The 24,086-nt window shown below is 71.2% G+C and carries 16 protein-coding genes; 3 read left to right on the forward strand and 13 right to left on the reverse strand.

The window, feature by feature from the left end; translation table 11 throughout:
* Positions 1 to 192: 192 nt before the first annotated feature.
* Both ABFY03_RS13105 and ABFY03_RS13110 read right to left on the reverse strand, forming a co-directional pair.
* Positions 193 to 984 (reverse strand): TIGR03936 family radical SAM-associated protein, encoded by a 792-nt coding sequence (locus tag ABFY03_RS13105; RefSeq protein WP_319013865.1) that lies wholly within the window; start codon positions 982 to 984, stop codon positions 193 to 195.
* Positions 985 to 1,238: 254 nt separating this feature from the next.
* The gene (locus ABFY03_RS13110) at positions 1,239 to 1,874 is read right to left on the reverse strand and encodes a hypothetical protein (RefSeq protein ID WP_346169960.1); all 636 of its coding nucleotides are present in this window, start codon (positions 1,872 to 1,874) and stop codon (positions 1,239 to 1,241) included.
* A 244-nt stretch (positions 1,875 to 2,118) separates the two neighbouring features.
* On the opposite strand from ABFY03_RS13110, the gene ABFY03_RS13115 reads away from it, so the two are divergent.
* Complete coding sequence (locus tag ABFY03_RS13115) at positions 2,119 to 4,119, forward strand: glycosyltransferase (RefSeq protein ID WP_319013863.1); 2,001 nt, start codon at positions 2,119 to 2,121, stop codon at positions 4,117 to 4,119.
* 80 nt (positions 4,120 to 4,199) lie between these two features.
* Here ABFY03_RS13115 and ABFY03_RS13120 read toward each other — a convergent pair whose 3' ends face one another.
* A complete protein-coding gene (locus tag ABFY03_RS13120) occupies positions 4,200 to 7,796 on the reverse strand; it encodes a bifunctional glycosyltransferase/CDP-glycerol:glycerophosphate glycerophosphotransferase (RefSeq protein ID WP_346169961.1) in 3,597 nt (1,198 codons plus the stop codon).
* A 349-nt stretch (positions 7,797 to 8,145) separates the two neighbouring features.
* On the opposite strand from ABFY03_RS13120, the gene ABFY03_RS13125 reads away from it, so the two are divergent.
* Positions 8,146 to 10,443, forward strand: a complete 2,298-nt coding sequence (locus ABFY03_RS13125; protein WP_346169962.1) for a bifunctional glycosyltransferase/CDP-glycerol:glycerophosphate glycerophosphotransferase — start codon at positions 8,146 to 8,148, stop codon at positions 10,441 to 10,443.
* Between the two features lie 66 nt (positions 10,444 to 10,509).
* On the opposite strand, the gene ABFY03_RS13130 is transcribed toward ABFY03_RS13125, so the two are convergent.
* From ABFY03_RS13130 to folC, 10 genes are all read right to left on the reverse strand, one after another.
* On the reverse strand, positions 10,510 to 12,438 hold the full coding sequence (locus tag ABFY03_RS13130; protein WP_346169963.1) for a TIGR03960 family B12-binding radical SAM protein: 1,929 nt from the start codon (positions 12,436 to 12,438) through the stop codon (positions 10,510 to 10,512).
* A 52-nt stretch (positions 12,439 to 12,490) separates the two neighbouring features.
* On the reverse strand, positions 12,491 to 14,014 hold the full coding sequence (locus ABFY03_RS13135; protein WP_319013859.1) for a CYTH and CHAD domain-containing protein: 1,524 nt from the start codon (positions 14,012 to 14,014) through the stop codon (positions 12,491 to 12,493).
* Positions 14,015 to 14,079: 65 nt separating this feature from the next.
* Positions 14,080 to 15,279, reverse strand: coding sequence for a rod shape-determining protein RodA (gene rodA / locus ABFY03_RS13140; RefSeq protein ID WP_319013858.1), 1,200 nt, complete (start codon positions 15,277 to 15,279; stop codon positions 14,080 to 14,082).
* A 3-nt stretch (positions 15,280 to 15,282) separates the two neighbouring features.
* Positions 15,283 to 17,472, reverse strand: coding sequence for a penicillin-binding protein 2 (gene mrdA, locus ABFY03_RS13145; protein ID WP_319013857.1), 2,190 nt, complete (start codon positions 17,470 to 17,472; stop codon positions 15,283 to 15,285).
* Between the two features lie 19 nt (positions 17,473 to 17,491).
* Positions 17,492 to 18,160 (reverse strand): rod shape-determining protein MreD, encoded by a 669-nt coding sequence (mreD, locus tag ABFY03_RS13150; RefSeq protein WP_346169964.1) that lies wholly within the window; start codon positions 18,158 to 18,160, stop codon positions 17,492 to 17,494.
* Positions 18,157 to 19,251 (reverse strand): rod shape-determining protein MreC, encoded by a 1,095-nt coding sequence (gene mreC / locus ABFY03_RS13155; protein WP_346169965.1) that lies wholly within the window; start codon positions 19,249 to 19,251, stop codon positions 18,157 to 18,159. The genes mreD and mreC overlap by 4 nt, the downstream gene beginning before the upstream one ends.
* A 76-nt stretch (positions 19,252 to 19,327) precedes the next feature.
* A complete protein-coding gene (locus ABFY03_RS13160; RefSeq protein WP_019886273.1) occupies positions 19,328 to 20,347 on the reverse strand; it encodes a rod shape-determining protein in 1,020 nt (339 codons plus the stop codon).
* Positions 20,348 to 20,579: 232 nt separating this feature from the next.
* Positions 20,580 to 20,993: a nucleoside-diphosphate kinase gene (ndk, locus tag ABFY03_RS13165; protein WP_319013854.1), complete on the reverse strand. Its 414-nt coding sequence runs from the start codon at positions 20,991 to 20,993 to the stop codon at positions 20,580 to 20,582.
* A gap of 65 nt (positions 20,994 to 21,058) precedes the next feature.
* Positions 21,059 to 21,427, reverse strand: a complete 369-nt coding sequence (locus ABFY03_RS13170) for a DUF4233 domain-containing protein (RefSeq protein WP_319013853.1) — start codon at positions 21,425 to 21,427, stop codon at positions 21,059 to 21,061.
* 7 nt (positions 21,428 to 21,434) lie between these two features.
* The gene (gene folC, locus ABFY03_RS13175; protein WP_319013852.1) at positions 21,435 to 22,979 is read right to left on the reverse strand and encodes a bifunctional tetrahydrofolate synthase/dihydrofolate synthase; all 1,545 of its coding nucleotides are present in this window, start codon (positions 22,977 to 22,979) and stop codon (positions 21,435 to 21,437) included.
* A 65-nt stretch (positions 22,980 to 23,044) separates the two neighbouring features.
* Between folC and ABFY03_RS13180 the strand changes: the two genes are divergently transcribed.
* Positions 23,045 to 24,067, forward strand: coding sequence for a rod shape-determining protein (locus tag ABFY03_RS13180; protein ID WP_319013851.1), 1,023 nt, complete (start codon positions 23,045 to 23,047; stop codon positions 24,065 to 24,067).
* The last annotated feature ends 19 nt before the right edge of the window (positions 24,068 to 24,086 follow it).

A 24,086-nucleotide genomic window follows, 5' to 3' on the forward strand; every position in this document is an offset into this window, starting at 1 on the left:
ATTCCGGTGGGCGGCACGGACGCGCGTCGTGCGCGGTGCCGCCGTCCGGGGCGCGGGCGCCGCACGGGAGCTGAATGTCTGGCTCGCCGGTTCCGTACGCCCGATGCGTACGGCCTGGCGAAAGTCTCCTGGTCAGTGCGCTGCCCGACCCAGGTGGCTCCCGAGTGCCAGGGCTGCGCTCGACTCCGTCCCTTACGCGGGGCCTGCCTCCGGCGCCGTCGCCGGGGCGGTCGCGGCGGCCGTGGGTGCTGCGGCCGTGACTGCCTCGCGGTCGGGCGCGAGCGGGTCGGTCACCGTGCCGGACTCCTCGTCGAAGAGCCCCTGCGCCAGCCTGGTCACCGCTGCGGGGACCGGCGGCGCCAGGTCGGCCACAGCTCGGAGACCGGACAGGACGTCGTCGGGTCGCACGGCGGGTGTCACGTGCCGAACGACCAGCCGCAGTATCGCACAGGCATCGTCGGCGGGCCTATCACCCTGGGGATCGCCCTGGGGACGGTCCGCGACGAGCTCGACGACGGCGGAGCGGGTGTCGAAGGTACGGATGCCGTTCTTGGTCTTGCGCTGCACCTCCACGGTCTCCGCGGCGAGGAAGGCGTCGGCGGCCTTGCGGGCGTCGTCGACGGCGACGCCGTCGAGCCGGAGCTCCCAGACGGAGGCGGTGAGCCGGTCGGCGAGGCCGGAGGTGCGGGCCTCGACGGCGTCGGTGATGTCGAGGCCGGCCGGGAGGGACTCGTCGAGCAGGGCCCGCAGGGTCTCCGGGTCGCGGCGCTCGGTGAGGGCGATCTCCAGGAACTCGGCCTCGGAGCCCGTACCCGTGGGGGCGGCGTTGGCGTACGACACCTTGGGGTGCGGGGTGAAGCCGGCCGAGTACGCCATGGGCACCTCGGCACGGCGCAGGGCGCGCTCGAAGGCGCGCTGGAAGTCGCGGTGGCTGGTGAACCGGAGGCGGCCGCGCTTGGTGTAGCGCAGACGGATGCGCTGCACCGCCGGTGCGGGCGGCGGGCCTTCGGGCTGTCGCTTGCCCAGTGGTTCTTCTCCTCGGTGCGGGGCGGGCGCGGGTGGCGCTCCGCCCGGAAGCTCTTGGGGCGTCCCGTGGGCTCCTGCCCGGATCACCCCCGCCGGGGGCGGGGAGATCTCGGGGGCGGGCGCCGCGCCGGGGACGTTCCTTTACTACCCAGAGTACGCGCCCGCCCCACCTGGGGTTCCCCGGCGGGCCGCCGGGGTGGCGGACGGGCCGGTCAGCGGGGGCCGCCGAAGAGGGCGGTGCGCGCCTCGCGGGCGGCGGCGCGGACGGCGCGGCCGGCGGCGGCGACGGGCTCCCACACCCAGGTGCGCAGCCAGTGTCCGACGGGGGTGAGGACCGTGCGGTACACCCAGGCGAGGGGGCGGCCGACGGCGTTCCACAACGCCCAGCGGATCGCCCGGCCGACGGCCCGGGAGACCTCGCCGGCGATCCGCCAGGCCCGGGCGAGGATCGCGCCGACGAAGCGGCAGACGGGGCCGAGCACGTACCGCCAGAGCCGGCGGAGCGGGGTGACGACGAGCAGGTCGACGACCCACCACAGGGCCTTGCCGACGGGGACGAGGATCCACTCCCACAGCCACCGGAGGGGGACGACGAGCACGTGGTGGAGCAGCCGGCCGAGGGCTCGGCCGATCGGGGCGAGGACCCGTTCCCACAGCCACCCCAGGGGAACGACGACGAGGTGGTGGAGCAGCCAGGCGACACCCCGGCAGACCGGGGCGAGAATCCACTGCCAGAGCTGCCGGAGGCAACAGGCGAACGCGTCCCAGACCAGCCGCACGGGCAGGACGACGACGAGGGCGACGGCGCGCGCCACTCCCGTGAGGCAGCCCGGGTTTTCCGTGTTCATGCCCAGGACGACGTGCCGGGGCGGCCGGCGGGTTTCCCGTTCGTCCGGCCGAGATCAAGGCGTTACGCGGCGGATACCGCCCGTTCGCCGTAGGGTGCGGACGGACCGGCCCCGCTTCCGGGCCGGTGCCCCGTAACCTAAGGTGCGTCAACCTCGTGCTCGACGCACGTGCAGCAAGCCCCCGCCCGGGGGTCCCCCCTCTTCGCAGACATCGAGGCCCGGCGTGAAAATATCCTTCCTCCTGGTGGACCGCTGCCACATCGGCGGTGTGGTGAGCGCGATCCACAACCTGGCCGGTGCGCTCGTGGAGCACCACGAGGTGGAGCTGGTCGCCCTCCGCCGCAACCGCGACCAGGCGTTCTTCCCGCTGGACCCCCGGGTCAAGACCGTGGCGCTCTCCGACTACCGGAAGCACTCCCACACGTACGACGGCGACGACCCGCAGCTCGAGGTCTTCCCGCACATCTACCCGAACGAGCCCACGGACAAGAAGCCGTGGATCGGCCGGCTCGCCGAGAAGCGGCTGATGGAGTACCTGGCCACCACCGACGCCGACGTCGTGGTCAGCAACAACCCCAAGATCACCATCATGCTGGCCTACTCCGACCGCGACTTCCTCAAGGTCGCGATGGAGCACTCGCGGCCCGCCCGGTACGGCAGCCACATCCGCGACGCCCTCTTCCGCGACGCGTACCCGAAGATGGACGCGATCACCGCGCCGACGCCGGACGAGTGCCGGACCATCGCCGGGGTCGTCCCCGCCGTGAGCCACCTGCTCTCCCCCATGCCGAACTGCATCCCGGCCCACCAGGGCCAGATGTCCACCGGCGACAACAAGATCGTCGTCACGGCCGGCCTGCTCAAGCCGCACAAGGGCTTCGGCGACCTCATCGAGGCGTTCTCCACCGTGGCCCCCCGCCACCCGGACTGGAGCCTGCGGATCTACGGCTCCGGCCCCGAGCGCGCCAACCTGCGCAAGAAGATCGACGAGACCGACAGCAACAACCAGATCTTCCTGATGGGCCCGGCCACCCCGGTCACCCCGGAGTTCGCCAAGGCGTCCATCTTCGTCCTCCCCTCCCACCTGGAGGCGTTCGGCAACGTCACCGTCGAGGCGATGGCGGCCGGCCTCCCGGCGGTCTGCTACGACGCCCCGCACGGCCCGCGCAACATCATCAAGCAGGGCGAGGACGGCTACGTCGTCCCGCTCGGCGACAAGGAAGCGCTCGCCGAGCACATCGAGAAGCTGATCGCCGACGAGGACCTGCGCCGGAAGATGGCGGCCGCCGCGGTGGCCAACGTGGTCCGCTTCCAGGAGGCCGAGACCGCCGCCCGCTTCGAGCAGCTCGTCGAGACCATGCGGGCCCGCCGGGCCATCCCCCGCACGGCCGCCGCCGTGGTGAGCCCGCAGGGCGACGTCCGGGTCCGCGTCGAGGGGCTGCCCGCCGACAGCGACGCCCGGCTGGTCTGCAAGGACATCCGCAAGAAGGCCGACGAGGTCGTCGTCCCCTTCGTCGGCGACGAGGCGGTGGTCCCCGCGCTCGGCAAGCTCGTCGAGGGCGACTGGGAGCTCCAGATCCGCGCCGCCGGCTACGACCTGCCGCTCCGCTCGGCCGGCTGCGACACCCTCCAGATCCTGTCGCTGAAGCTGCCCCGCACCGAGGGCCCCGCGCTCTCCCTGCTGCTGCCGTACGCCCACACCGACGGCACCCTCCGGGTGCAGAGCCGGGTCCGCGCCCAGCACGTCGAGGTCGCGGCCATCAAGGCCGGCGCCAGCGCGATCGTCGTCGAGGCCGAGGCCTGGGGCGTCCAGCCCGGCCGGGGCAGCGTGATCGAGGCCGTCCACCGCAAGGAGGCCGACAAGAACTTCACCTTCCCGGTGAAGGCCGGTGCCGACGGGCGGTTCACCGCCTCCCTGGACAACGCCGCCGCGGCCCGCCTGCACCAGGCCGGCGCCGAGGACGTCTGGGACCTCTGGCTGCTGCCCGACCAGGACTCCCCCCGCGTCCGGGTCTGCAAGCTCGCCACCGACGTGCTCGTCCCGATGGACGTCTTCACCTTCCCGTACCCGGTGGTGAAGACGTCCGGCGCCCCGGTCCCGGCCTCCGTCGAGACCAAGCCGAAGAGCGGCTGGCGCAACCGCCTGGCGTCGGTGCCGACCGCCGTCGCCGGCGCCCGGCACGAGCTGCGCCCGTACTTCTCCAGCAACGGCCAGCTGTCGCTGAAGATCATCGACAAGAAGTAACCGCCCCGGCGGACACGAAGGAGCCCCGGCCCGCTTCCGCGGACCGGGGCTCCTTCACGTGCGCGCCCGGGGGGCACCGCCTACAGCGGCGCGCCCTCCTCGGCGATCTTGAACATCAGGTCGGCGACACGGCCGGCCGCGTGGCCGTCGTCCAGGTCGCAGAACTGGTGGTGGAACTCGTCGTACTTCTCCTGGTACGCGACCTGGACCTCGTCGATCTCCCGGATCGCCGTGAGCAGGTCGTCCGAGGTCTCCACCAGCGGGCCCGGCGCGTCGTTCTCGAAGTCGAAGTAGAAGCCCCGCAGACGGTCGCGGTAGTGCTCCAGGTCGTACGTGAAGAACAGCATCGGGCGGCGCAGGTGCGCGTAGTCGAACATGACCGACGAGTAGTCCGTGATCATGATGTCGGCCGCCAGGTACAGGTCCGCGATGTCCGGGTACTCGGAGACGTCGTAGACGAAGCCGTTCCCGGCGCCCGGGATGCTGTCCACGATGTTCGAGTGACGGCGGATCAGGAAGACGTGGTCGTCACCGAGGCGACGGCGGGCGTCCTCCAGGTCCACCCGCAGGTCGAACTTGAACTGGCCGCGGGCGTGCGACAGGTCGTCGCGCCAGGTCGGCGCGTACAGCACGACCTTCTTGTCCGCGGGCAGGCCCAGCTTGGCCTTCACCTCGGCCGCGCGCTCGTCGCGGTCCTCGGCGTACAGGTAGTCGTTGCGCGGGTAGCCCGTCTCCGCGATCAGGCCGTTGTAGCCCATGGCCCGCTTCAGGATCGGGGTGGAGAAGCGGTTCGACGAGACCAGGATGTTCCAGCTCTCGGCTTCCTTGACCAGACGCTCGTGGTAGTTCGGGTCGAACTTCGGCGCGTCGATGTCCAGACCGATCTTCTTCAGCATCGTGCCGTGCCAGGTCTGCACGATCACCTGGCCCGCGCGGCGGCGGATCCAGTGCGGCAGGTGGGCATTGGTGATGATGTACCGCGAACGGGCCAGCGCCTCGTACCACTCACGGCCCTGGAAGCGGACCGGCTGCACCGTGTCGGGCAGCTCCACCTGGCCGTCGCGGACCAGCCACAGGTGCTCGACGTCGGCACCCCGGCGCAGCAGCTCCTCGTGGATGGCGCGCGGGCTGTCCGAGTACTGCTTGCCGTTGTAGCTGATGTACAGGACCGAGTCGCGCAGCGGCAGCTCGCGGCCCTTCTCGTACACCTCCTGGCGCAGCTGGTACTGGCGGTTGTCGCCGCGCTCCAGCGGGGACAGGTCCGGCAGGCAGTTGAGCTGCGGGTGGTCCTGCCAGTGGACCTCCAGGCGGTTCTCGCGCCCGTTGTACGTGCTCTCCAGCGGGAACTGGGTGACGGCGAGCCGGTCGACGACGAGCGGCAGCGCCGGCGCGTCGTCCCCGGCCTCCAGGCGGAAGACCCAGCGGCCGGCCTTCAGCGGCAGGCCGCCGCCGGTGCCGGACATCGTGGACGGGCGGAAGGTCGCCTCGAAGGTGCCGTCCGCGCCCACGCTCAGCGGCACGGTCCGCTCGTCGAAGCGGTTCTTGGCGCTGACGACCAGGTGGTAGTCGGCCAGGTCCACCGGCGCGGTGCCGCGGATCAGGAAGGTGCCGTCGGTGGTGGCGATCCCGGTGATCTTGGCGCGCAGCGGGCGGCCGGCGAACTTCAGGTAGCCGTTGGTGCCGGAGAGCACCGCCACCTCGTTCAGCGGGGCGTCCTCGCCGAAGGCGTCGGTGAGCCGGACCTGGAGGTCGGCCAGACCGTCCTGGACCACGACCCGGTGACGGCGCGGCTTCGCCTCGCCCTCCTGGAGCTGGAGCTGGGTGCTCCAGTTGCGGCGCATGTTCTTGGCCGGGTCGGCGCCCGCCGTGTCGGCGGTCTCCAGGTGCTCCGGCAGCAGGGCCACGTCCTTCAGCGGGACGCGGATCCGCAGCTCGGTGCGCTCGCCGGCGGCGGACACGATCTCGGCGGGCACGAAGAACGCCTCGCCGCTGCTCTGGTTGATGATCCGCAGGGAGACCTCGACGCCCGGGGCGACGGACTCGCGCAGCAGACCGTCGACGACGATCGCGTCCCCGTCCGGCGCGAAGCCGGTGACCGTGAACGGCACCTTCTCGACGCGCAGCTTCAGCGCGGCGCGGCGCAGCTCCGGCACGATCCGGTGGGTCTCGTCGAGCCAGTGCGGCTGCGGGTAGGCGGTGTGGTCGGAGCCGTACGAGTGGACCGAGCGGGACCGCACCAGACCACCGGAGAGCACGCGCATGCCGACGTGCCAGAGACCCTCCTGCCACTGCCCGCCCTTGCGGAAGCGGGACAGGTCGATCTCGGTCTCCCAGCCGGCCCAGTCGAAGCTGTGACCGCGGTTCTTCCAGCCGGCGGCCGTGGTGGCGTCCTCGGTCTGGAGGTTCTTCAGCGGGATCAGCATCCGCCGCTGGGTGCCGTCCTTCTTCAGCTGGAGCAGCTTCACCACGGACCGCTTGCCGCTCTGGTCGACCCGGTCGATCCAGGCGTGACCGGCCAGCCGCAGCTTGCCGCCCGGCAGCCACTCCAGCTCCCGCAGCGGCGAACGCAGCTGCAGGTCCTGGTCCATCCGGAGGACCTTCTTCGGCAGCTGGGTGGACTCCAGGAACGGGTACTTCGCGTACCGGCGGAAGGAGCCGTCGAGCTCGACCGGCTCACCGATCCGCTCGGCCTCGATGAAGGCCAGGAGCTCGGCCAGGGCGTGCTTGCGGACCAGCAGCCACTTGACGCGCAGCGCCGTGGGCAGCTCCTTGACCGTCTTCAGGTCGATCTGGTCGAGGAACTTGTTGGCCGCGGCCATGAACTCCGCGCGGTACTCCTCGTCGCCGTCGGGCAGCACGTTGAGGAAGATGCGCAGGTCGCCGGTGAGGACGGTCTTGTCGTACTCGCGCTTGAGCGCCTCGGCGCCCGGCTCGGTGCGCTGGGCGAGGAAGCGGCTGACGCTCTCCACCGCGGAGGCGCGGTCGCGCGCGGCCTTCGGCTCGGTGCGGCGCTGGGTGATCGACGGGGCGGCCTCGCCCTCGCGCAGACGCCAGTAGTACGTGGTCTCGCTGATGATGTCGACGGACTCGGCGAGGTACTGCGCCGGGACGATCACCGGGGTGTCCTCGTACAGCACGCCCTCGGGGAAGCGCAGCGCGTGCTGCTCCCAGAAGTCGCGGCGGAAGACCTTGTTGCAGGCGATGCGGTCGGTGAGCAGCGCGCGCTTCCGGCTGACGTGCGTCTTCTTGACCGCGCCCCGGGAGAGGAAGCGGTGCATCGGCGACTGCCAGATGCGGGTGGAGTTGATGTGCTCCACGTTGCCCGTGGCGAAGGAGGAGCCCGTCTCGTCGAGGGTCTCGATCATCAGCCGGTAGGCGTCCGGCGGGATCAGGTCGTCGCTGTCGACGAAGGCGATGAACTCGGCCTCCGGCGCCAGGCTGTCCAGACCGGTGTTACGGGCGGCGCCCAGGCCGGCGTTCTCCTTCCGGATGAGCCGGAAGCGGTCGTCCTTCGCCGCGAACTCCGCCGCGATCTCGTGGGACTCGTCGGTCGACCCGTCGTCCACCATGATCACTTCCAGGTCCTGGAAGGTCTGCACGGCGAGCGAGTTCAGGCAGGCGGGCAGGTAGTACGCCACGTTGTATATCGGGACGATGACGCTGAGCCTGGGAGCCATGTAGTTCTGCGTTCCTTTCCGGTTCAGACCCGCTCGACAGGCTCGAGCGTCTGAGGGGGTGACGGGGCGTGCTATCGGTTTTCAGCGGACCGATGGGGGTTCTCCCCTGACCGGGAGAGACCCGCCTGCCGGCCCGTCCGCCCCGGCGCCGGAGCGCAGCACCGCCGCAGCTCTTCAGAATAGACGATGGGCTCCTCGGCCGTTCGAACCCAGTTGGCCGCCGCCTCACCCGCCGGGAACACGCCGTTCACCCGCTTCCGGGCCCGGACGGCCGCCCGCGCCCGGAGAGACGTTCGAGTACTCCTGTCATACTGCGCTTGAGCGGTCCGACAGAGGAGAGACACACGGCATGCCGTCTGCAGCTACCCCCCGTTTCAGCGTGATCATCCCTGTCTACGGGGTCGAGGGCTACATACGCGAATGCCTCGAATCGATCACCTCGCAGAGCTACCCGGACTTCGAGATCATCGCCGTCGACGACTGCTCCCAGGACAGCAGCGGCGCCATCGTCGACGAGTTCGCCGCCCGCGACCCGCGGGTCCGCGCCGTGCACCGCGAGCAGAACGGCGGCATCGGCGCCGCCCGCAACACCGGCATAGCCCACGCCCGCGGCGACTACCTGCTCTTCCTCGACGGCGACGACTCCATACGCCCCGGCTCGCTCCAGGCCATAGCCGAGCGGCTCGCCGAGACCGCCGACCCCGAGATCCTCCTCTTCGACTACGTCCGCACCCACGTGGACGGCACCGTCGAGGCCAGCAAGTCCGGCAAGCACATCGCCTCCATCGGCGACCAGGTCGTCCGCCCCGCCGACCACCTGGAGCTGCTGCGGATCTTCGCCGTCGTCTGGAACCGCGTCTACCGCCGCGACTTCTTCACCACCGGCGGCTTCACCGGCGACGGCTTCCGCTTCACCGACGGCCTCTACGAGGACGCGCTGATGGTCTACACGACCATGGCCGCCGCCCAGCGCGTCGCCGGCCTGGAGTACGTCGTCGTCGAGTACCGCCAGCGCCGCCAGGGCAGCTCCATGCGGAGCAGCTCGCCCCGCAAGCACTTCGTGATCTTCGACCAGTACCAGCGGGTCTTCGACTACCTCGAAGGCCGGCCCGGGCTCGACGCCTACCGCACGATCGTCTTCGAGCGGATGGTCAGCCACTTCCTCTACACCCTCGCCCGCGGCTTCCGCATACCGCGCAGCCACCGCCGCGCCTACGTCCAGCAGGCCGGCAGGGCCTACCGCAGGAACGAGCCCAAGGGCTTCACCCCGCCCCCCGGCATCGCCGGCCTCAAGTTCAAGGTGCTGCGGACCGGCTCGTACGCCGCCTTCGAGTCGCTCAAGGCGGCCAACGGCACCCGCGAGACCGCCTTCCGCGCGCTGGGCCGGTCCAAGCGCTGGGGCGGCCGCAAGGCGCTGAAGACGTACTACGCGGTGCAGCGCCGGCTCCCCGTCGACGAGAACCTCGCCGTCTACTCCGCCTACTGGGGCCGCACCCCGGGCTGCAACCCGCTCGCCATCCACGACGCCGCCAAGAAGCTGGCGCCGAACCTGCGCGGCGTCTGGGTGGTCAACCAGGCGCACGCCGGCAAGCTGCCCGCCGGGATCAGCCGGGTCGCCCCCGCCACCTTCGGCTACTGGAAGGCCATGGCCCGGGCGAAGTACCTGGTCAACAACGTGAACTTCCCGGACTCCGTGGTGAAGCGCCCCGGCCAGGTCCACCTCCAGACCCACCACGGCACCCCGCTGAAGCGGATGGGCCTGGACCAGCAGTACTACCCGGCCGTCGCCAAGAGCATGGACTTCGACAAGCTCATGGAGCGGGTCGACCGCTGGGACTGGAGCGTCTCCTCCAACCAGCACTCCACCGAGCAGTGGGAGCGGGTCTACCCGGCCCCCTTCCGCACCCTCAACGCCGGCTACCCGCGCAACGACGTCTACTACCGGGCCACCGCCGAGGACGTCCGCCGGATCCGCGGCGCGCTCGGCATCGCGCCCGGCAAGACGGCGATCCTGTACGCGCCGACCGTCCGCGACCACCAGAAGGACGCCTTCGTCTCCCGTCTGGACCTGGCCCGCTTCGCCCGCGAGCTCGGCCCCGACCACGTCCTCCTGGTCCGCGCCCACTACTTCTACGGCGCCGACCGCGAGCTGAGCGCGCTCGCCGAGCGCGGCGCGCTGATCGACGTCTCCCGCCACCCCTCGGTGGAGGAGCTGTGCCTGGCGTCGGACGCCCTGATCACGGACTACTCGTCGATCATGTTCGACTACGCCAACCTCGACCGGCCGATCGTCACCTACGCCGACGACTGGGAGATGTACCGGACCTGCCGCGGTGTGACCTTCGACCTGCTCTCCGGCGAGCCCGGCGACACCCCCGGCGTGATCGCCACCACCGAGGACGAGCTGATCGAGGCCTTCCGCAGCGGCGCCTGGGCCGCCGAGCCGGCCGCCGCCCTCCGCCGCGCCTTCCGCGAGCGCTTCTGCATGTGGGACGACGGCCACGCCGCCGAGCGCGTGGTCCGCGCGGTCTTCCTGGGCCAGGAGACCCTCACCCCGCCGGTGACCCCGGTGGCCGACCGCACCCCGGCCCCCACCCCGGAAGCCGCCGAGGCGGCCACCACCCGCCAGGAGCACGTCGCCGGCTGACGACCCCGCCCACACGAAGGGGCGCCCGGACGGAGATCCGTCCGGGCGCCCCTTTCGTGTGCGGGACTACTTGACCACGGTCAGCGGCAGGAGCTTCTTGCCGGTGGGGCCGATCTGGATGTGGGTGTCCATCTGCGGGCAGACGCCGCAGTCGAAGCACGGGGTCCAGCGGCAGTCCTCGACCTCGGTCTCGTCGAGGGCGTCCTGCCAGTCCTCCCAGAGCCAGTCCTTGTCGAGACCGGAGTCCAGGTGGTCCCAGGGCAGGACCTCCTCGTAGGAGCGCTCGCGGGTGGTGTACCAGGCGACGTCCACGCCGTACGCGGGGAGGGTCTTCTCCGCGCACTCCATCCAGCGGTCGTACGAGAAGTGCTCGCGCCAGCCGTCGAAGCGGCCGCCGTCCTCGTAGACCGCGCGGATGACCGCGCCGATGCGGCGGTCGCCGCGGGAGAGCAGGCCCTCGACGATGCCGGGCTTGCCGTCGTGGTAGCGGAAGCCGATCGAGCGGCCGTACTTCTTGTCGCCGCGGATCTTGTCGCGGAGCTTCAGCAGGCGCGCGTCCGTCTCCTCGGCCGACAGCTGCGGGGCCCACTGGAAGGGGGTGTGCGGCTTGGGCACGAAGCCGCCGATGGAGACGGTGCAGCGGATGTCGTTCTGGCCGGAGACCTTGCGGCCCTCGGCGATCACGTTCATCGCCATGTCGGCGATCTGGAGGACGTCCTCGTCGGTCTCCGTCGGCAGGCCGCACATGAAGTACAGCTTCACCTGGCGCCAGCCGTTGCCGTAGGCCGTCGAGACGGTACGGATGAGGTCCTCTTCCGAGACCATCTTGTTGATGACCTTGCGCATGCGCTCGGAGCCGCCCTCGGGGGCGAAGGTGAGGCCGGAGCGGCGCCCGTTCCGGGTCAGCTCGTTGGCGAGGTCGACGTTGAAGGCGTCCACGCGGGTCGAGGGGAGGGACAGGCCCACCTTGTCCTCGGTGTAGCGGTCCGCGAGGCCCTTGGCGATGTCGCCGATCTCCGAGTGGTCCGCGGAGGAGAGCGAGAGGAGGCCGACCTCCTCGAAGCCGGTGGCCTTCAGGCCGCGGTCCACCATCTCGCCGATGCCGGTGATGCTTCGCTCCCGCACGGGGCGCGTGATCATGCCGGCCTGGCAGAAGCGGCAGCCGCGGGTGCAGCCGCGGAAGATCTCGACGGACATGCGCTCGTGGACGGTCTCCGCGAGCGGGACGAGGGGCTGCTTGGGGTACGGCCACTCGTCGAGGTCCATGACGGTGTGCTTGGACACGCGCCACGGCACGCCCGAGCGGTTGGGGACGACGCGGCCGATGCGGCCGTCCGGCAGGTACTCGACGTCGTAGAACGCCGGGATGTAGACCGAGCCGGTCTTCGCGAGGCGGAGGAGGACCTCCTCGCGGCCGCCCGGACGCCCCTCGGCCTTCCACTGGCGGATGATCTCGGTCATGTCCAGGACGGCCTGCTCGCCGTCGCCGATGATCGCCGCGTCGATGAAGTCCGCGATCGGCTCGGGGTTGAAGGCGGCGTGGCCGCCGGCGAGCACGATCGGGTGGTCGACGGTGCGGTCCTTCGACTCCAGCGGGATGCCCGCCAGGTCGAGGGCGGTGAGCATGTTGGTGTAGCCCAGCTCCGTGGAGAAGGACAGGCCGAACACGTCGAAGGCACCGACCGGGCGGTGGCTGTCGACCGTGAACTGCGGCACCTTGTGCTCGCGCATCAGCTCCTCGAGGTCCGGCCACACGCTGTAGGTGCGCTCGGCGAGGACGCCCTCGCGCTCGTTCAGCACCTCGTAGAGGATCATGACGCCCTGGTTGGGCAGGCCGACCTCGTACGCGTCCGGGTACATCAGCGCCCAGCGGACGTCGGCGGACTCCCACGGCTTGACCGTGGAGTTCAGCTCTCCACCGACGTACTGAATCGGCTTCTGCACGTGCGGGAGCAGAGCTTCGAGCTGCGGGAAGACAGACTCGGCAGCAGACATCTCGAACCTTCGTGAGCTGGCAGGGGGGCGACTCTCAAGCGTACCCCGGTGCTCAGCGGCTCAGCGCCGCGCGGAGATCCGGGGCCGAGGCCCGCTCCCACGCGGCCGGCAGCTCGCGCTCCTGCGCGGCCGCGGCCGCCTCCTGCCGCGCGTGGAGGACGCCCCAGGTGAAGGAGGGTTCGCCGGCCTCCTCGGCCTCGGCGGCGAGGTCGCGCAGGGCGGCGCGGGCGACGACGGCGTCCTGGTGGTCGCCGAGGAGGCTCTGGACGGCCTTCATCCTTTTGGAGAACCGTTTCGCGGGCTTGCCGAGGGCCGGTACGGCGGCGTCGGCGGCGTACCGGGCCCGCTTGGCGGCCTTGCGGGCCTCGTGGAGGGCGAGGTCCCGGTCGTGGCCCGGGTCGAGGTCGAGGGCGGGGCCGATCCGGTCGGCGAGCCGCCGGTAGTCGCGCCGGATCGCCTTCGGCAGTTGCTGGGCGGCCTTCTTCCGGGCGCCCGGCTTCAGCGGCGGCTCGGCGAGGAGGCGGTCGAGGGCGTCGAGGAGGGCGAGGTGGCGGGGCGAGTCGAGGGCGTCGAGCGCGCGGCGGCGGGTGCCGGTGGAGCGGGTCCGGTCCCAGGTGCGCAGCCGGCCGCGGACCGGGCCGTGGAGCTGTTCGCGGTCGAGCCCGTCGAGGGCCTCGGCCAGGCGGGCGGCCAGGACCTCCTGGTCGCGGGCGTGGCCGAGCTCGCCGGCGAGCCATTTCAGCTCGGCGCCGATCGGGTCGGTGACCTCCCGGTCGAGGACCTTGCGGTAGGTCTTGAAGGCGCTGCGGAGCCGCCGGCAGGCGACCCGGAGCTGGTGGACGGCGTCGGGCAGGTCGCGGCGGACGGCGGGGTCGAGGCGGACGAGGGCGTCGGCCTGTTCGCGTACGTACGCGAGGACGGCGGCGCCCGCCGTGCCGTCGCCGTCCGGTTCGGCCCGGTGCCGGGGCTCGGGGGCGAGGCCCGTCTCGTCGAGGGCGCGGGCCAGCTTGGAGGGGGCGTCGGAGGGGTGGACGCCGGCCTTCCGGAGGCGTTTCTCGACGGCGTCGAGGACCGCCGGGTCGGCGTCGTCCGCGAGCTCGACCTCGATCTCGGTCCAGGCGGCGGTCCCGTCGCCGCCGAGGAGCCGGTCGGCGTGGACGGTGTCCACGGAGACCTCGGCGAGGATCGCGCCGTCCTCGTCCCTGAGGTGGCGCACGTCGCGGGAGGAGCGGAGGCGGACGACGGGGACGACTCCGGCGTGGCGGACGCGGGAGCGCAGCAGCCGCTCCAGGGAGGGCGGGAGCGTCTCCGTGAGCGGGGCCCTGATCTCGTCGCGGACGCCGACGGCGACCGGGAACTTGAGGTGCCAGCCGGCGTCCGCGCCGCCGGTGCGGCGCCGCAGGGTGAGGGAGTCGGCGGCGAGCCGCAGGTCGGCGGTGTCGTAGTAGACGGCGTCGAGGTCCGTGACGCCCTCGGTCGTCACGGACGCGACTCCGGCCGCGCGGGTGAGGTCCGGCAGCCGGGTCTCCGTGGTGGCTTCGTACTTCCGCTCGATCTCGCGCTTGGTCTCGGCCATATGTCGAATCTAACCGCCGGAGCCGTCCGCCATACGTCGAATCCCGCCACCGGAGCGGCCGGGCGTCAGGCGGTCATCGGCCGTTGCACCCGGATCGACTGGAGGAGTCCGACGGCGACCCAGACGGCGAACATGGAGGAGCCGCCGTAGGAGACGAAGGGCAGCGGGAGGCCGGCGACGGGCATGATGCCGAGGTTCATGCCGATGTTCTCGAAGGCCTGGAAGGCGAACCAGGCGATGATGCCGGCGGCGACGATGGTGCCGTAGAGCTCCGTTGTCTCGCGGGCGATCCGGCAGGCCCGCCAGAGGACGATGCCGAGCAGCAGCAGGATGAAGCCGGAGCCGACGAAGCCCAGCTCCTCGCCGGCGACGGTGAAGACGAAGTCGGTCTGCTGTTCGGGGACGAACTGGCCGCTGGTCTGGTGGCCGTTGAAGAGGCCGGCGCCGTAGAGGCCGCCGGAGCCGATGGCGATGCGGGCCTGGTTGGTGTTGTAGCCGACGCCGGACGGGTCGAGGTCCGGGTTGGCGAAGGCGGCGAAGCGGTTGATCTGGTACTCGTCGAGCATGCCGAGGGTGGTGACGAGGACCGCGCCGGCGATGCCGGAGCCGATGAGGCCGAGGACCCAGCGGTTGGAGGCGCCGGAGGCGAGCAGGACGCCGAGCACGATCACGATCATCACCATGACCGAGCCCAGGTCGGGCATGAGCATGACGATGCCCATGGGGAGGGCGGCGAGCACCAGGGCCTTGGCGACGGTGCCGTGGTCCGGGTGGAGCTGGTCGCCGGCGTCCACCTTCGAGGCCAGCAGCATCGCCATCACCAGGATGATGGTGATCTTCACGAACTCGCTGGGTTGGAGCGAGAACCCGCCGCCGATCACGATCCACGCGTGGGCGCCGTTGATGGTGGCGCCGAGCGGGGTGAGGACGGCGAGGATCAGCACGATCGACAGGCCGTAGAGGACCGGGACGGCCCCGCGCAGGGTGCGGTGGCCGAGCCAGACCGTGCCGATCATCAGCGCCACGCCGATGCCGGTGTTGAGCAGGTGCCGGAAGAGGAAGTAGTACGGGTCGCCCTGGTTCAGCTCGGTGCGGCCCCGGGTCGCCGACCAGACCAGCAGCGAGCCGATCAGGGAGAGCGCCAGCGCCGACAGCAGGATCGGCCAGTCGAGCCGGCGCAGCACCGAGTCGCGGGCGGTCAGCCGGGCGACGGCGCCGCGCTCGGGGGCGTACCGGGAGACCGAGAAGCTGGTCCGTGTCGTCATGGGTCAGTCCCTCCTGTGGGGAGGCGGGCCCGCGAGCGGCGGCACGGCGCCGTCCGGTCCGGCCGGGTCGACCAGCTGGGACTTCGGGTCGTACGGCTTGACCGCCGGCGCGTCGATGGTGCCGTCGGCGTTGACCTTCGGCAGCGTCTTCTGCGGCTTCGGCAGCAGGGCGCGCTTGAGGTCCTGGTTGCCCGCGTCGTCGAGGCCGTAGAGGGCGTCGTAGATGTTGCGGACGGCGGGGCCGGAGGCGCCGGAGCCGGTGCCGCCCTGGGAGATGGTCATGACGATGGTGAAGTCGTCGGTGTAGGTGGCGAGCCAGGAGGTGGTCTGCTTGCCGTAGACCTGGGCGGTGCCGGTCTTGGCGCGCATCGGGATCTTGTCCTGGGGCCAGCCGCCGAAGCGCCAGGCGGCGGTGCCGCCGGGCTCGACGACCGAGCGCAGGCCCTTGTCGAGGTCGCGGATGGTCTCCTGGCCGACCGGCAGCCTGCCGTGCGCCTTGGGCTTGATCTCGCGGACCTGCTTGCCGTCGGGGCTGATGACGGCCTTGCCGACGGTGGGGTCGTAGAGGGTGCCGCCGTTGCTGATGGCGGCGTAGATGGTGGCCATCTGGATGGGGGTGACGAGGACGTCGCCCTGTCCGATGGCGAAGTTGATGCTGTCGTACGCCTTCAGCTGGTTGCCTTCGAGGCAGTTCTCGTACGCGATCTGCTCGACGTAGCTGCCGCCCTTCTTGCCCTGCTTGCACCAGGCGTCCTTGTTGGCCTCCCAGAACGCCTGCTTCCACTGGCGGTCCGGGATGCGGCCCTTGACCTCGTTGGGCAGGTCGATGCCGGTCTCCGAGCCGAGGCCGAAGTCGCGGGCGGTCACGTAGAACCAGTCCTTGGCGTCCTTGTTCGCGGTGATGCCGCCGTCCTTCTGCCACTCCTTGTGGCCGAGGGCGTAGAAGACGGTGTTGCAGGAGTACTTGAGGGCGTCTCCGAGGGTGATGGGGCCGTGCCCCTGGGACTCGAAGTTGGCGAAGCTGCGGCTGCCGAGGCTGTAGGAGGCGCTGCAGTTGTACCTGTCGTTGAAGTCGTAGCCGGCCCGGACGGCGGCGCTCGCGGAGATCACCTTGAAGATGGAGCCGGCCGGGGCCTGGCCCTGGATGCCGCGGTTGAGCAGCGGGTAGTTGGACTTCTTGCTGGTGAGGGCGGCGTAGTCGGTGGCGGAGATGCCGCCGATCCACACGTTGGGGTCGTAGTCGGGCTGGGAGGCCATGGCGACGACCCGTCCGGTCTTGGTCTCCATGACGACGACGGCGCCGGAGTCGGCCTCGTACTTGCGGCCGGTGATCTTGTCGGTCTCGTTGCGGACCGTCTTCATGGCCTGCGCGAGCTCGTACTCGGCGACGGCCTGCACGCGGGCGTCGATGCTGGTGACGAGGGTGGAACCGGCCACGCCCGGGTCGGACTTGGTCTGGCCCATCACGCGCCCGAGGTTGTCGACCTCGTACCGGGTCACGCCGGCCTTGCCGCGCAGCTCCTTGTCGTAGGTGCGCTCGATGCCGGAGCGGCCGACCTGGTCGGAGCGGAGGAACGGCGAGTCGGTGTCCTTGGCCTTGGTGATCTCGTCGTCGGTGACCGGCGAGAGGTAGCCGAGCACCTGGGCGGTACGGGCCTTGCCGGGGGCGGGGTAGCGGCGGACGGCGGTGAGCTCGGCGGTGATGCCGGGGAAGTCCTCGGTGCTCTCCCGGATGGTGAGCGCCTGCTGGACGGTGGCCTCGTCCGTGACCGGGATCGGCTGGTAGGGCGAGCCGTTCCAGCACGGCTTGGGCGTCTTGGAGTCGCAGAGCCGGATCTTGTTGGCGACGTCCTCGGGCTTCATGTTCAGGACGCCGGCCAGCCGGGTGAGGACGGCCTTGCCGTCGTCCTTCATCTTCATCAGCTCGGTGCGCGAGGCGGAGACCACGAGCCGGGTCTCGTTGTCGGCGAGCGGGACGCCGCGGGCGTCGAGGATGGAGCCGCGGACGGCCGGCGTGACGACCTGCTGGATGTTGTTGCTCTTGGCCTCGTCGGCGTACTCCTTGCCGTTGCGGATCTGGAGGTACCAGAGCCGGCCGCCCAGGGTGAGCAGCAGCGAGAAGACGAGGACCTGGATGACGACGAGCCGGGTCTGGACCCGGGGGGTCCTTCCGGTCTCGGGGATGTTGCTCATGCTGCCGGTGCCCCCTCGGTCACAGTCGCTTGACTCCCTTGATCCGTCCGGCGCGGGTGGCGCGGGTACGGGCGGCCTTGACGCGCAGGCCGCCGCGCTGGGTTCCGATCCTCAGGCCGGTGCCGGAGGAGAGCCAGCCGGAGGCGACGTCGCCGGCGCCCGCCCCCGTGGCGTCGGCGACCGGGTCGTTCTCGGCCCGCCGGGCCAGGGCCATGACGAGCGGCACCGTGAAGGGGGCCAGCAGCAGGTCGTAGACGACGGCGGTGAAGATCAGGGAGCCGAGGCCGACGTGGCGGGCGGCGGTGTCGCCGACGAGGGCGCCGACGCCGGCGTAGAGCAGGGTGGAGCCGACGGCGGCGCCGAATACGGCGGCCATGGGGCCGATCGCCGAGGTGAAGCGGCCGTTCTCGGGCCGGGCGAGGCCGACGAGGTAGCCGACGACGCAGAGCACCAGGGCGTAGCGGCCGGCGGCGTGGTCGGCGGGCGGGGCCAGGTCGGCGAGGAGGCCGGCCGAGAAGCCGACGAGCGAGCCGGTGACGGGGCCGTGCACGAGGGCGAGGGCGATGACGGTGAGCAGGACGAGGTCGGGGACGGCGCCGGGGAGCTGGAGCCGGGCGAGGACGGAGACCTGGACCACGAGGGCGACCACGATCAGGGTCGCGGAGAGGAGGATGCGGTTGAACTTCACGGTGTCGCGTCCCCCTGGTCGTCCGGGTTCTGTTCCTGGTTCTGCGCCTGGTCCGGTACGGGGTCCTGCGCCTGGTCCTGTCCGGCCTGCTGGTCCTGCGCCTGGTCCTGTCCGGCCCGCTGGTCCTGCGCCTGGTCTTGGAGCGGCTGTTCGGCCTTCTCCCCCTGGGCCTGCTCGCCCTCGGCCGGCGGCTTCGCGGTGACCGTGACGGTGACGGTCGGCGCGGGCTTGGGCTTCTGCGGCAGCACCGTGTCGCGCGGGTCGGAGCGGGGCGCCTGGACGACGACGCCGACGATGTCGAGCTTGCTGAAGCCGACGTACGGGCGGACGTAGACGTTGCGGGTCAGGCCGCCGCCCATCGGGTCGACGCGGATGATCTCGCCGACGGGCACACCGGGCACGAAGGGCCGGTCGCCGGCCGAGCCGAAGGTGACGAGGCGGTCGCCCGGCTTCACCTTGGCCTTGCCGTTGAGGAGCTGGACGAGGAGCGGGCGGTCGCCCTGGCCGGTGGCGAAGCCGAGTTCGTCGGTCTTCTCCATGCGGGTGCCGACGGTGAAGTCGGGGTCGTTGGCGAGCAGGACCGTGGAGGTCGACGGGCCGACGGTGGTGACCCGGCCGACGAGCCCGGCGCCGTTGAGGACGGTCATGTCGCGCTGGATGCCGTCGCGGGCGCCGACGTCGATGGTGACGGTCCAGGAGAAGCCCTGGGCCGACCCTATGGCGATGACCTGGGCGCCCTTGATGCCGTACTGGCCGGCGCCGGCGGTCTTGAGGAGGGAGTCGAGTTCGCGCAGCCGGTTGCGGTTGCGGTCGTCGCTGCCGAGCTCGGCCTTGAGCGCGGCGTTCTCCTTCTCCAGGGCGGCGATCCGGTTGTGCCGCTCGCCTGAGTCGCGGACGGCGCCTATGGCGTTGCCGATCGGGTCGACGGCCGCCGCGACGCCGTTCTCGACCGGGCCGAAGACGGCGGCGGCGGCCTGCCGGGCGCCGTCGACCGGCGACTCCTGGCCGCCGCGGATGTCCACCGTGATCAGCGCGAACGCGACGGCGACCAGCAGCACCAGCAGCAGCCGGCTCTCTCGTGTGTCCCTCACGTGCGGCGGCCGTGCCCTTCCTCGTGGTTCGTTGTGCAGATGTTCGTACCGTACGGGCTTCCGCCCGGCCGACGGGTCAGCGGCGCGGCTGGGCGTCCAGGACCTGCTGGAGCGCCTCGAACTCCTCGACGCACTTGCCGGAGCCGAGGGCGACGGAGTCGAGCGGGTCCTCGGCGATGTGGATCGGCATGCCGGTCTCGCGGCGCAGCCGTTCGTCGAGGCCGCGCAGCAGGGCGCCGCCACCCGTGAGAACGATGCCGCGGTCCATCACGTCACCGGAGAGCTCCGGCGGGCACTTGTCGAGGGTGGTCTTCACGGCGTCGACGATCGCGTTGACCGGCTCCTCGATCGCCTTGCGGACCTCGGCGGCCGAGATGACGACGGTCTTGGGCAGACCGGAGACGAGGTCGCGGCCGCGGATCTCGGTGTGCTCGTCCTGCTCCAGGTCGTAGGCCGAACCGATGGTGATCTTGATCTGTTCGGCGGTGCGCTCACCGAGGAGGAGCGAGTACTCCTTCTTGATGTGCTGGATGATCGCGTTGTCCAGCTCGTCGCCGGCCACCCGGATGGACTGTGCCGTGACGATTCCTCCGAGGGAGATCACCGCGACCTCGGTGGTGCCGCCGCCGATGTCGACGACCATGTTGCCGGTGGCCTCGTGGACGGGGAGGCCGGAGCCGATGGCGGCGGCCATGGGCTCCTCGATGATGTGCACCTGGCGGGCGCCGGCCTGGGTGGACGCCTCGATGACGGCGCGGCGCTCGACTCCGGTGATGCCGGAGGGCACGCAGACCACGACCCGGGGGCGCGCCAGGTAGCGCCGCTTGTGAATCTTGAGGATGAAGTAGCGGAGCATCCGCTCGGTGATCTCGAAGTCGGCGATGACGCCGTCCTTCAGCGGGCGGACGGCGACGATGTTGCCGGGGGTCCTGCCGATCATCTTCTTCGCCTCGGCACCCACCGCGAGGATCCCGCCGGTGTTGGTGTTGATCGCGACGACGGACGGCTCGTTGAGGACGATGCCTCGACCCCTGACGTACACCAGCGTGTTGGCGGTCCCGAGGTCGACAGCCATGTCACGGCCGATGAACGACATGAAGTTCCCCTTGTTTCCCATGGCTGAGGGTGGTGCGGCGAAGAGTTTTCATCGTAGTGCCGCTCACGCGGATGGCGCGCGCTGGTCCACCTCTGTACTAGGTGACGGTAGGTTGCGGCGATCCGTTCCCGGGATTGGCGTTCATATGCCTGGGGGCGGCCGAATTCCTTCGGTCGCCCCACATCTGGCTGCCGTTCGACTGACGGTGGGTCAGCGGCGGGTCATACGAGGGTCACGCGAGACCGGGGAAGAAGATCTTCAGCTCGCGCGCGGCGGACTCCTCCGAGTCCGAGGCGTGGATGAGGTTCTCGCGGACGATGGTGCCGTAGTCGCCGCGGATGGAGCCCGGAGCGGCGGCGATCGGGTCGGTCGGGCCGGCCAGCTGGCGGACGCCCTCGATGACCCGCTCGCCCTCGACGACGAGCGCGACGACCGGACCGGAGGACATGAAGCCCATCAGCGGCTCGTAGAAGGGCTTGCCCTTGTGCTCGCCGTAGTGCTGCTCCAGCGTCTCCTGGTCCAGCTCGCGCAGCTCCAGGGCCGCGAGGGTCCAGCCGGCCTTGCGCTCGATGCGGCCGATGATCTCGCCGACGAGGCCGCGGCGGACCGCGTCGGGCTTGAGCAGGACGAGCGTGCGCTGGCTCACGGGGGGAACTCCTTCGGGAAAAGATGTGCGGGCCTCTGAATCTACAGGGCCCGCACCGCTTCCCGTCACGCAGCGTCAGGCCCTGCGGAGCCCTGGGCCGCGCCGTTCGAGGCGGCCCAGCGGGCCTTGATCTCGTCCACCTTGCGCCCGTAGTGCACCGAGCACCACCACAGCACGGCGAAGACGGCCCCGAGGAAGAACATGACGGGGACGAAGAAGCCGCTGAGGATCAGCCCGATCTGGAGGGCCCAGCCGAGCTGGACACCACCGGGACGGGTGATCATCCCGCAGAGCAGCACGGACAGGACCATCGCGACGCCGCACACCCACCACACGGTGGAGGTGGTGAGCGAGTCGTCCTTCATGGCGACGAGACCGGCGAAGCCGATGACGAAGAACTCGCCGATGAGGGTGGAGGAACAGAGCGTGCGCATGTCCGGGTCAGCCCCTCTTGAGCAGCAGCCGGGCGTCGCCGACCGTGAAGATCGAACCGGTCACCAGCACGCCGGCGCCGCCGTACTCGGCCTCCTCCTCGGCGAGCGTGATCGCCGCCTCCAGGGCGTCGGGCAGCCGGGGCTCCACGACGACCCGGTCCTCGCCGAAGACCTCGACGGCGACCGCGGCGAGCGCGTCGACGTCGGTGGCGCGGGGGGTGGAGTTCTGGGTGACGACGATCTCGGCGAAGATCGGCTCGAACGCCTCCAGGAGCCCCCGGGCGTCCTTGTCGCCGCTGGTGGAGACGACGCCGATGAGCCGGGAGAACCCGAAGGACTCCGAGACGGCCTCGGCGGTGGCGCGGGCCCCGTGCGGGTTGTGCGCGGCGTCGAGGACGACCGTCGGGGAGGAGCGGACGACTTCGAGGCGGCCGGGCGAGGAGGTCTGGGCGAAGGCCCGCCGGACGGTCTCGATGTCGAGGGTGCGGGCGTGCTCCGCGCCGATGCCGAAGAACGCCTCGACGGCGGCGAGCGCCACGGCCGCGTTGTGCGCCTGGTGGGCGCCGTACAGCGGCAGGAAGACCTCTTCGTACTCGCCGCCGAGGCCGCGCAGGGTCAGCAGCTGGCCGCCGACGGCCACCTCGCGGGAGACCACGCCGAACTCCATGCCCTCGCGGGCCACGGTCGCGTCGACGTCGACGGCCTTCTTCAGGAGCACCTGGGCGGCGTCCACCGGCTGCTGGGCCAGGATGACGGTCGCGCCCTGCTTGATGATCCCGGACTTCTCGCCGGCGATCTCGCCGGTGGTCTCGCCGAGCCGGTCGGTGTGGTCCAGGTCGATCGGGGTGACGACGGCGACGGAGCCGTCGATCACGTTGGTCGCGTCCCAGGTGCCGCCCATGCCGACCTCGACGATCGCCACGTCCACCGGGGCGTCCGCGAAGGCCGCGTAGGCCATTCCGGTGAGGACCTCGAAGAAGGAGAGGCGGTACTCCTCCCGGGCGTCGACCAGCTCCACGTACGGCTTGACGTCCTGGTACGTCTCGATGAACCGCTCGGCGGAGATCGGGGCGCCGTCCAGGCTGATCCGCTCGGTGATGGTCTGCACGTGCGGCGAGGTGTAGCGGCCGGTGCGCAGCTCGAAGGCGCTGAGCAGGGACTCGACCATGCGGGCGGTCGACGTCTTGCCGTTGGTGCCCGTGATGTGGATCGAGGGGTACGCGCGCTGCGGCTCGCCCAGCACGTCCATGAGCGCCGCGATCCGCTTGACGGACGGCTCCAGCTTGGTCTCGCCCCAGCGGGTCGAGAGCTCGGTCTCGACGTCGCGCAGCGCCTTGTCCAGCTCCGGGTCCTCGGGGCGGCTGGGCACGGGGTCGCCCTGCGGCGGTCCGGCCAGGGCGCGCAGGGTGCGGCTGCCGGCCTCGATCACCGCCAGGTCGGGGTCTCGGTCCGTCGCTTCGTCGATGATGTCGTCGAAGCCGTCGGCGTGGTCGCTCTGGTCGCTCGGGTCACTCACGGACCCAAGTCTACGGAGACCCACCGACAGGACCATGGACCTCCCCCTTTCGGGACCTTCGGCCCGCCGTCCGCCGGGGCCGCCCGGCAAACTTGGCGATCATGGACATAGGCATCGATCTCGGCACGGCCAACACCCTCCTCTACGCGCGCGGGCAGGGCATCGTGCTCAACGAGCCGTCCGTGGTGGCGGTCCAGGAGGGCTCCCGGCACGCGCTCGCGGTCGGCGCCGAGGCGAAGGAGACGATCGGCCGGACGCCGGGCTCGATCACCGCGATCCGGCCGCTGCGGGACGGTGTGATCAGTGACTACGAGGCGGCCGAGGAGATGATCCGGCACTTCGTCCGCAAGGCGGTGCCGGGGCGGCGCCGCCCGCGCACCCGGATGGTGGTGTGCGTGCCGAGCGGGGTCACGCCGGTGGAGCGGCGGGCGATCGTGCACGCGTCGGTCTCGGCGGGCGCGCGCGCCGTCCACCTCATCGAGGAGCCGATGGCGGCGGCGATCGGGGCGGGACTTCCGGTCTCCGACCCGCGCGGCTCGATGGTGGTGGACATCGGCGGCGGCACGACCGAGGTGGCGGTGATCTCGCTCGGGGGGATCGTCGTCGCGCAGTCGCTGCGGGTCGGCGGGGACCGCTTCGACGCGGCGATCACCGACCACGTCCGCAAGGCGCACTCGCTGCTGGTCGGCGAGCGGACGGCGGAGGACGTGAAGGTGGCGATCGGCTCGGCGTGGCCGGTGCCGGGCGGCGAGGAGTTCGAGCGGAGCGTCTTCACCGTCCGCGGCCGGGAGAAGGTCAGCGGGCTGCCCCGGACGGTGGAGCTGACCGTCCCGGAGGTCCGCGAGGCGCTCGACGAGCCGGTGGAGGCGGTCATCGCGGCGGTGCGGGTGACCCTGGAGGAGTGCCCGCCGGAGCTGGCCGGCGACGTGATGGAGCACGGCATCGTGCTGACCGGCGGCGGGGCGCTGCTGCCGGGCCTGGACCTCAGGATGGCGTCGGCGACGGGCATCCCGGTCTTCGTGGCCGACGACCCGCTGGACTGCGTGGCCCTCGGCTCGGGCCGCTGCGTGGAGGACTTCGACGGCCTCCAGCGGGTCCTGGGGAAGGCGGAGCCGACGCGGTAGCCGGGGGGCGTACGGGGAG

This window comes from Streptomyces roseofulvus (assembly GCF_039534915.1).
Classification (GTDB): Bacteria; Actinomycetota; Actinomycetes; order Streptomycetales; family Streptomycetaceae; genus Streptomyces; species Streptomyces roseofulvus.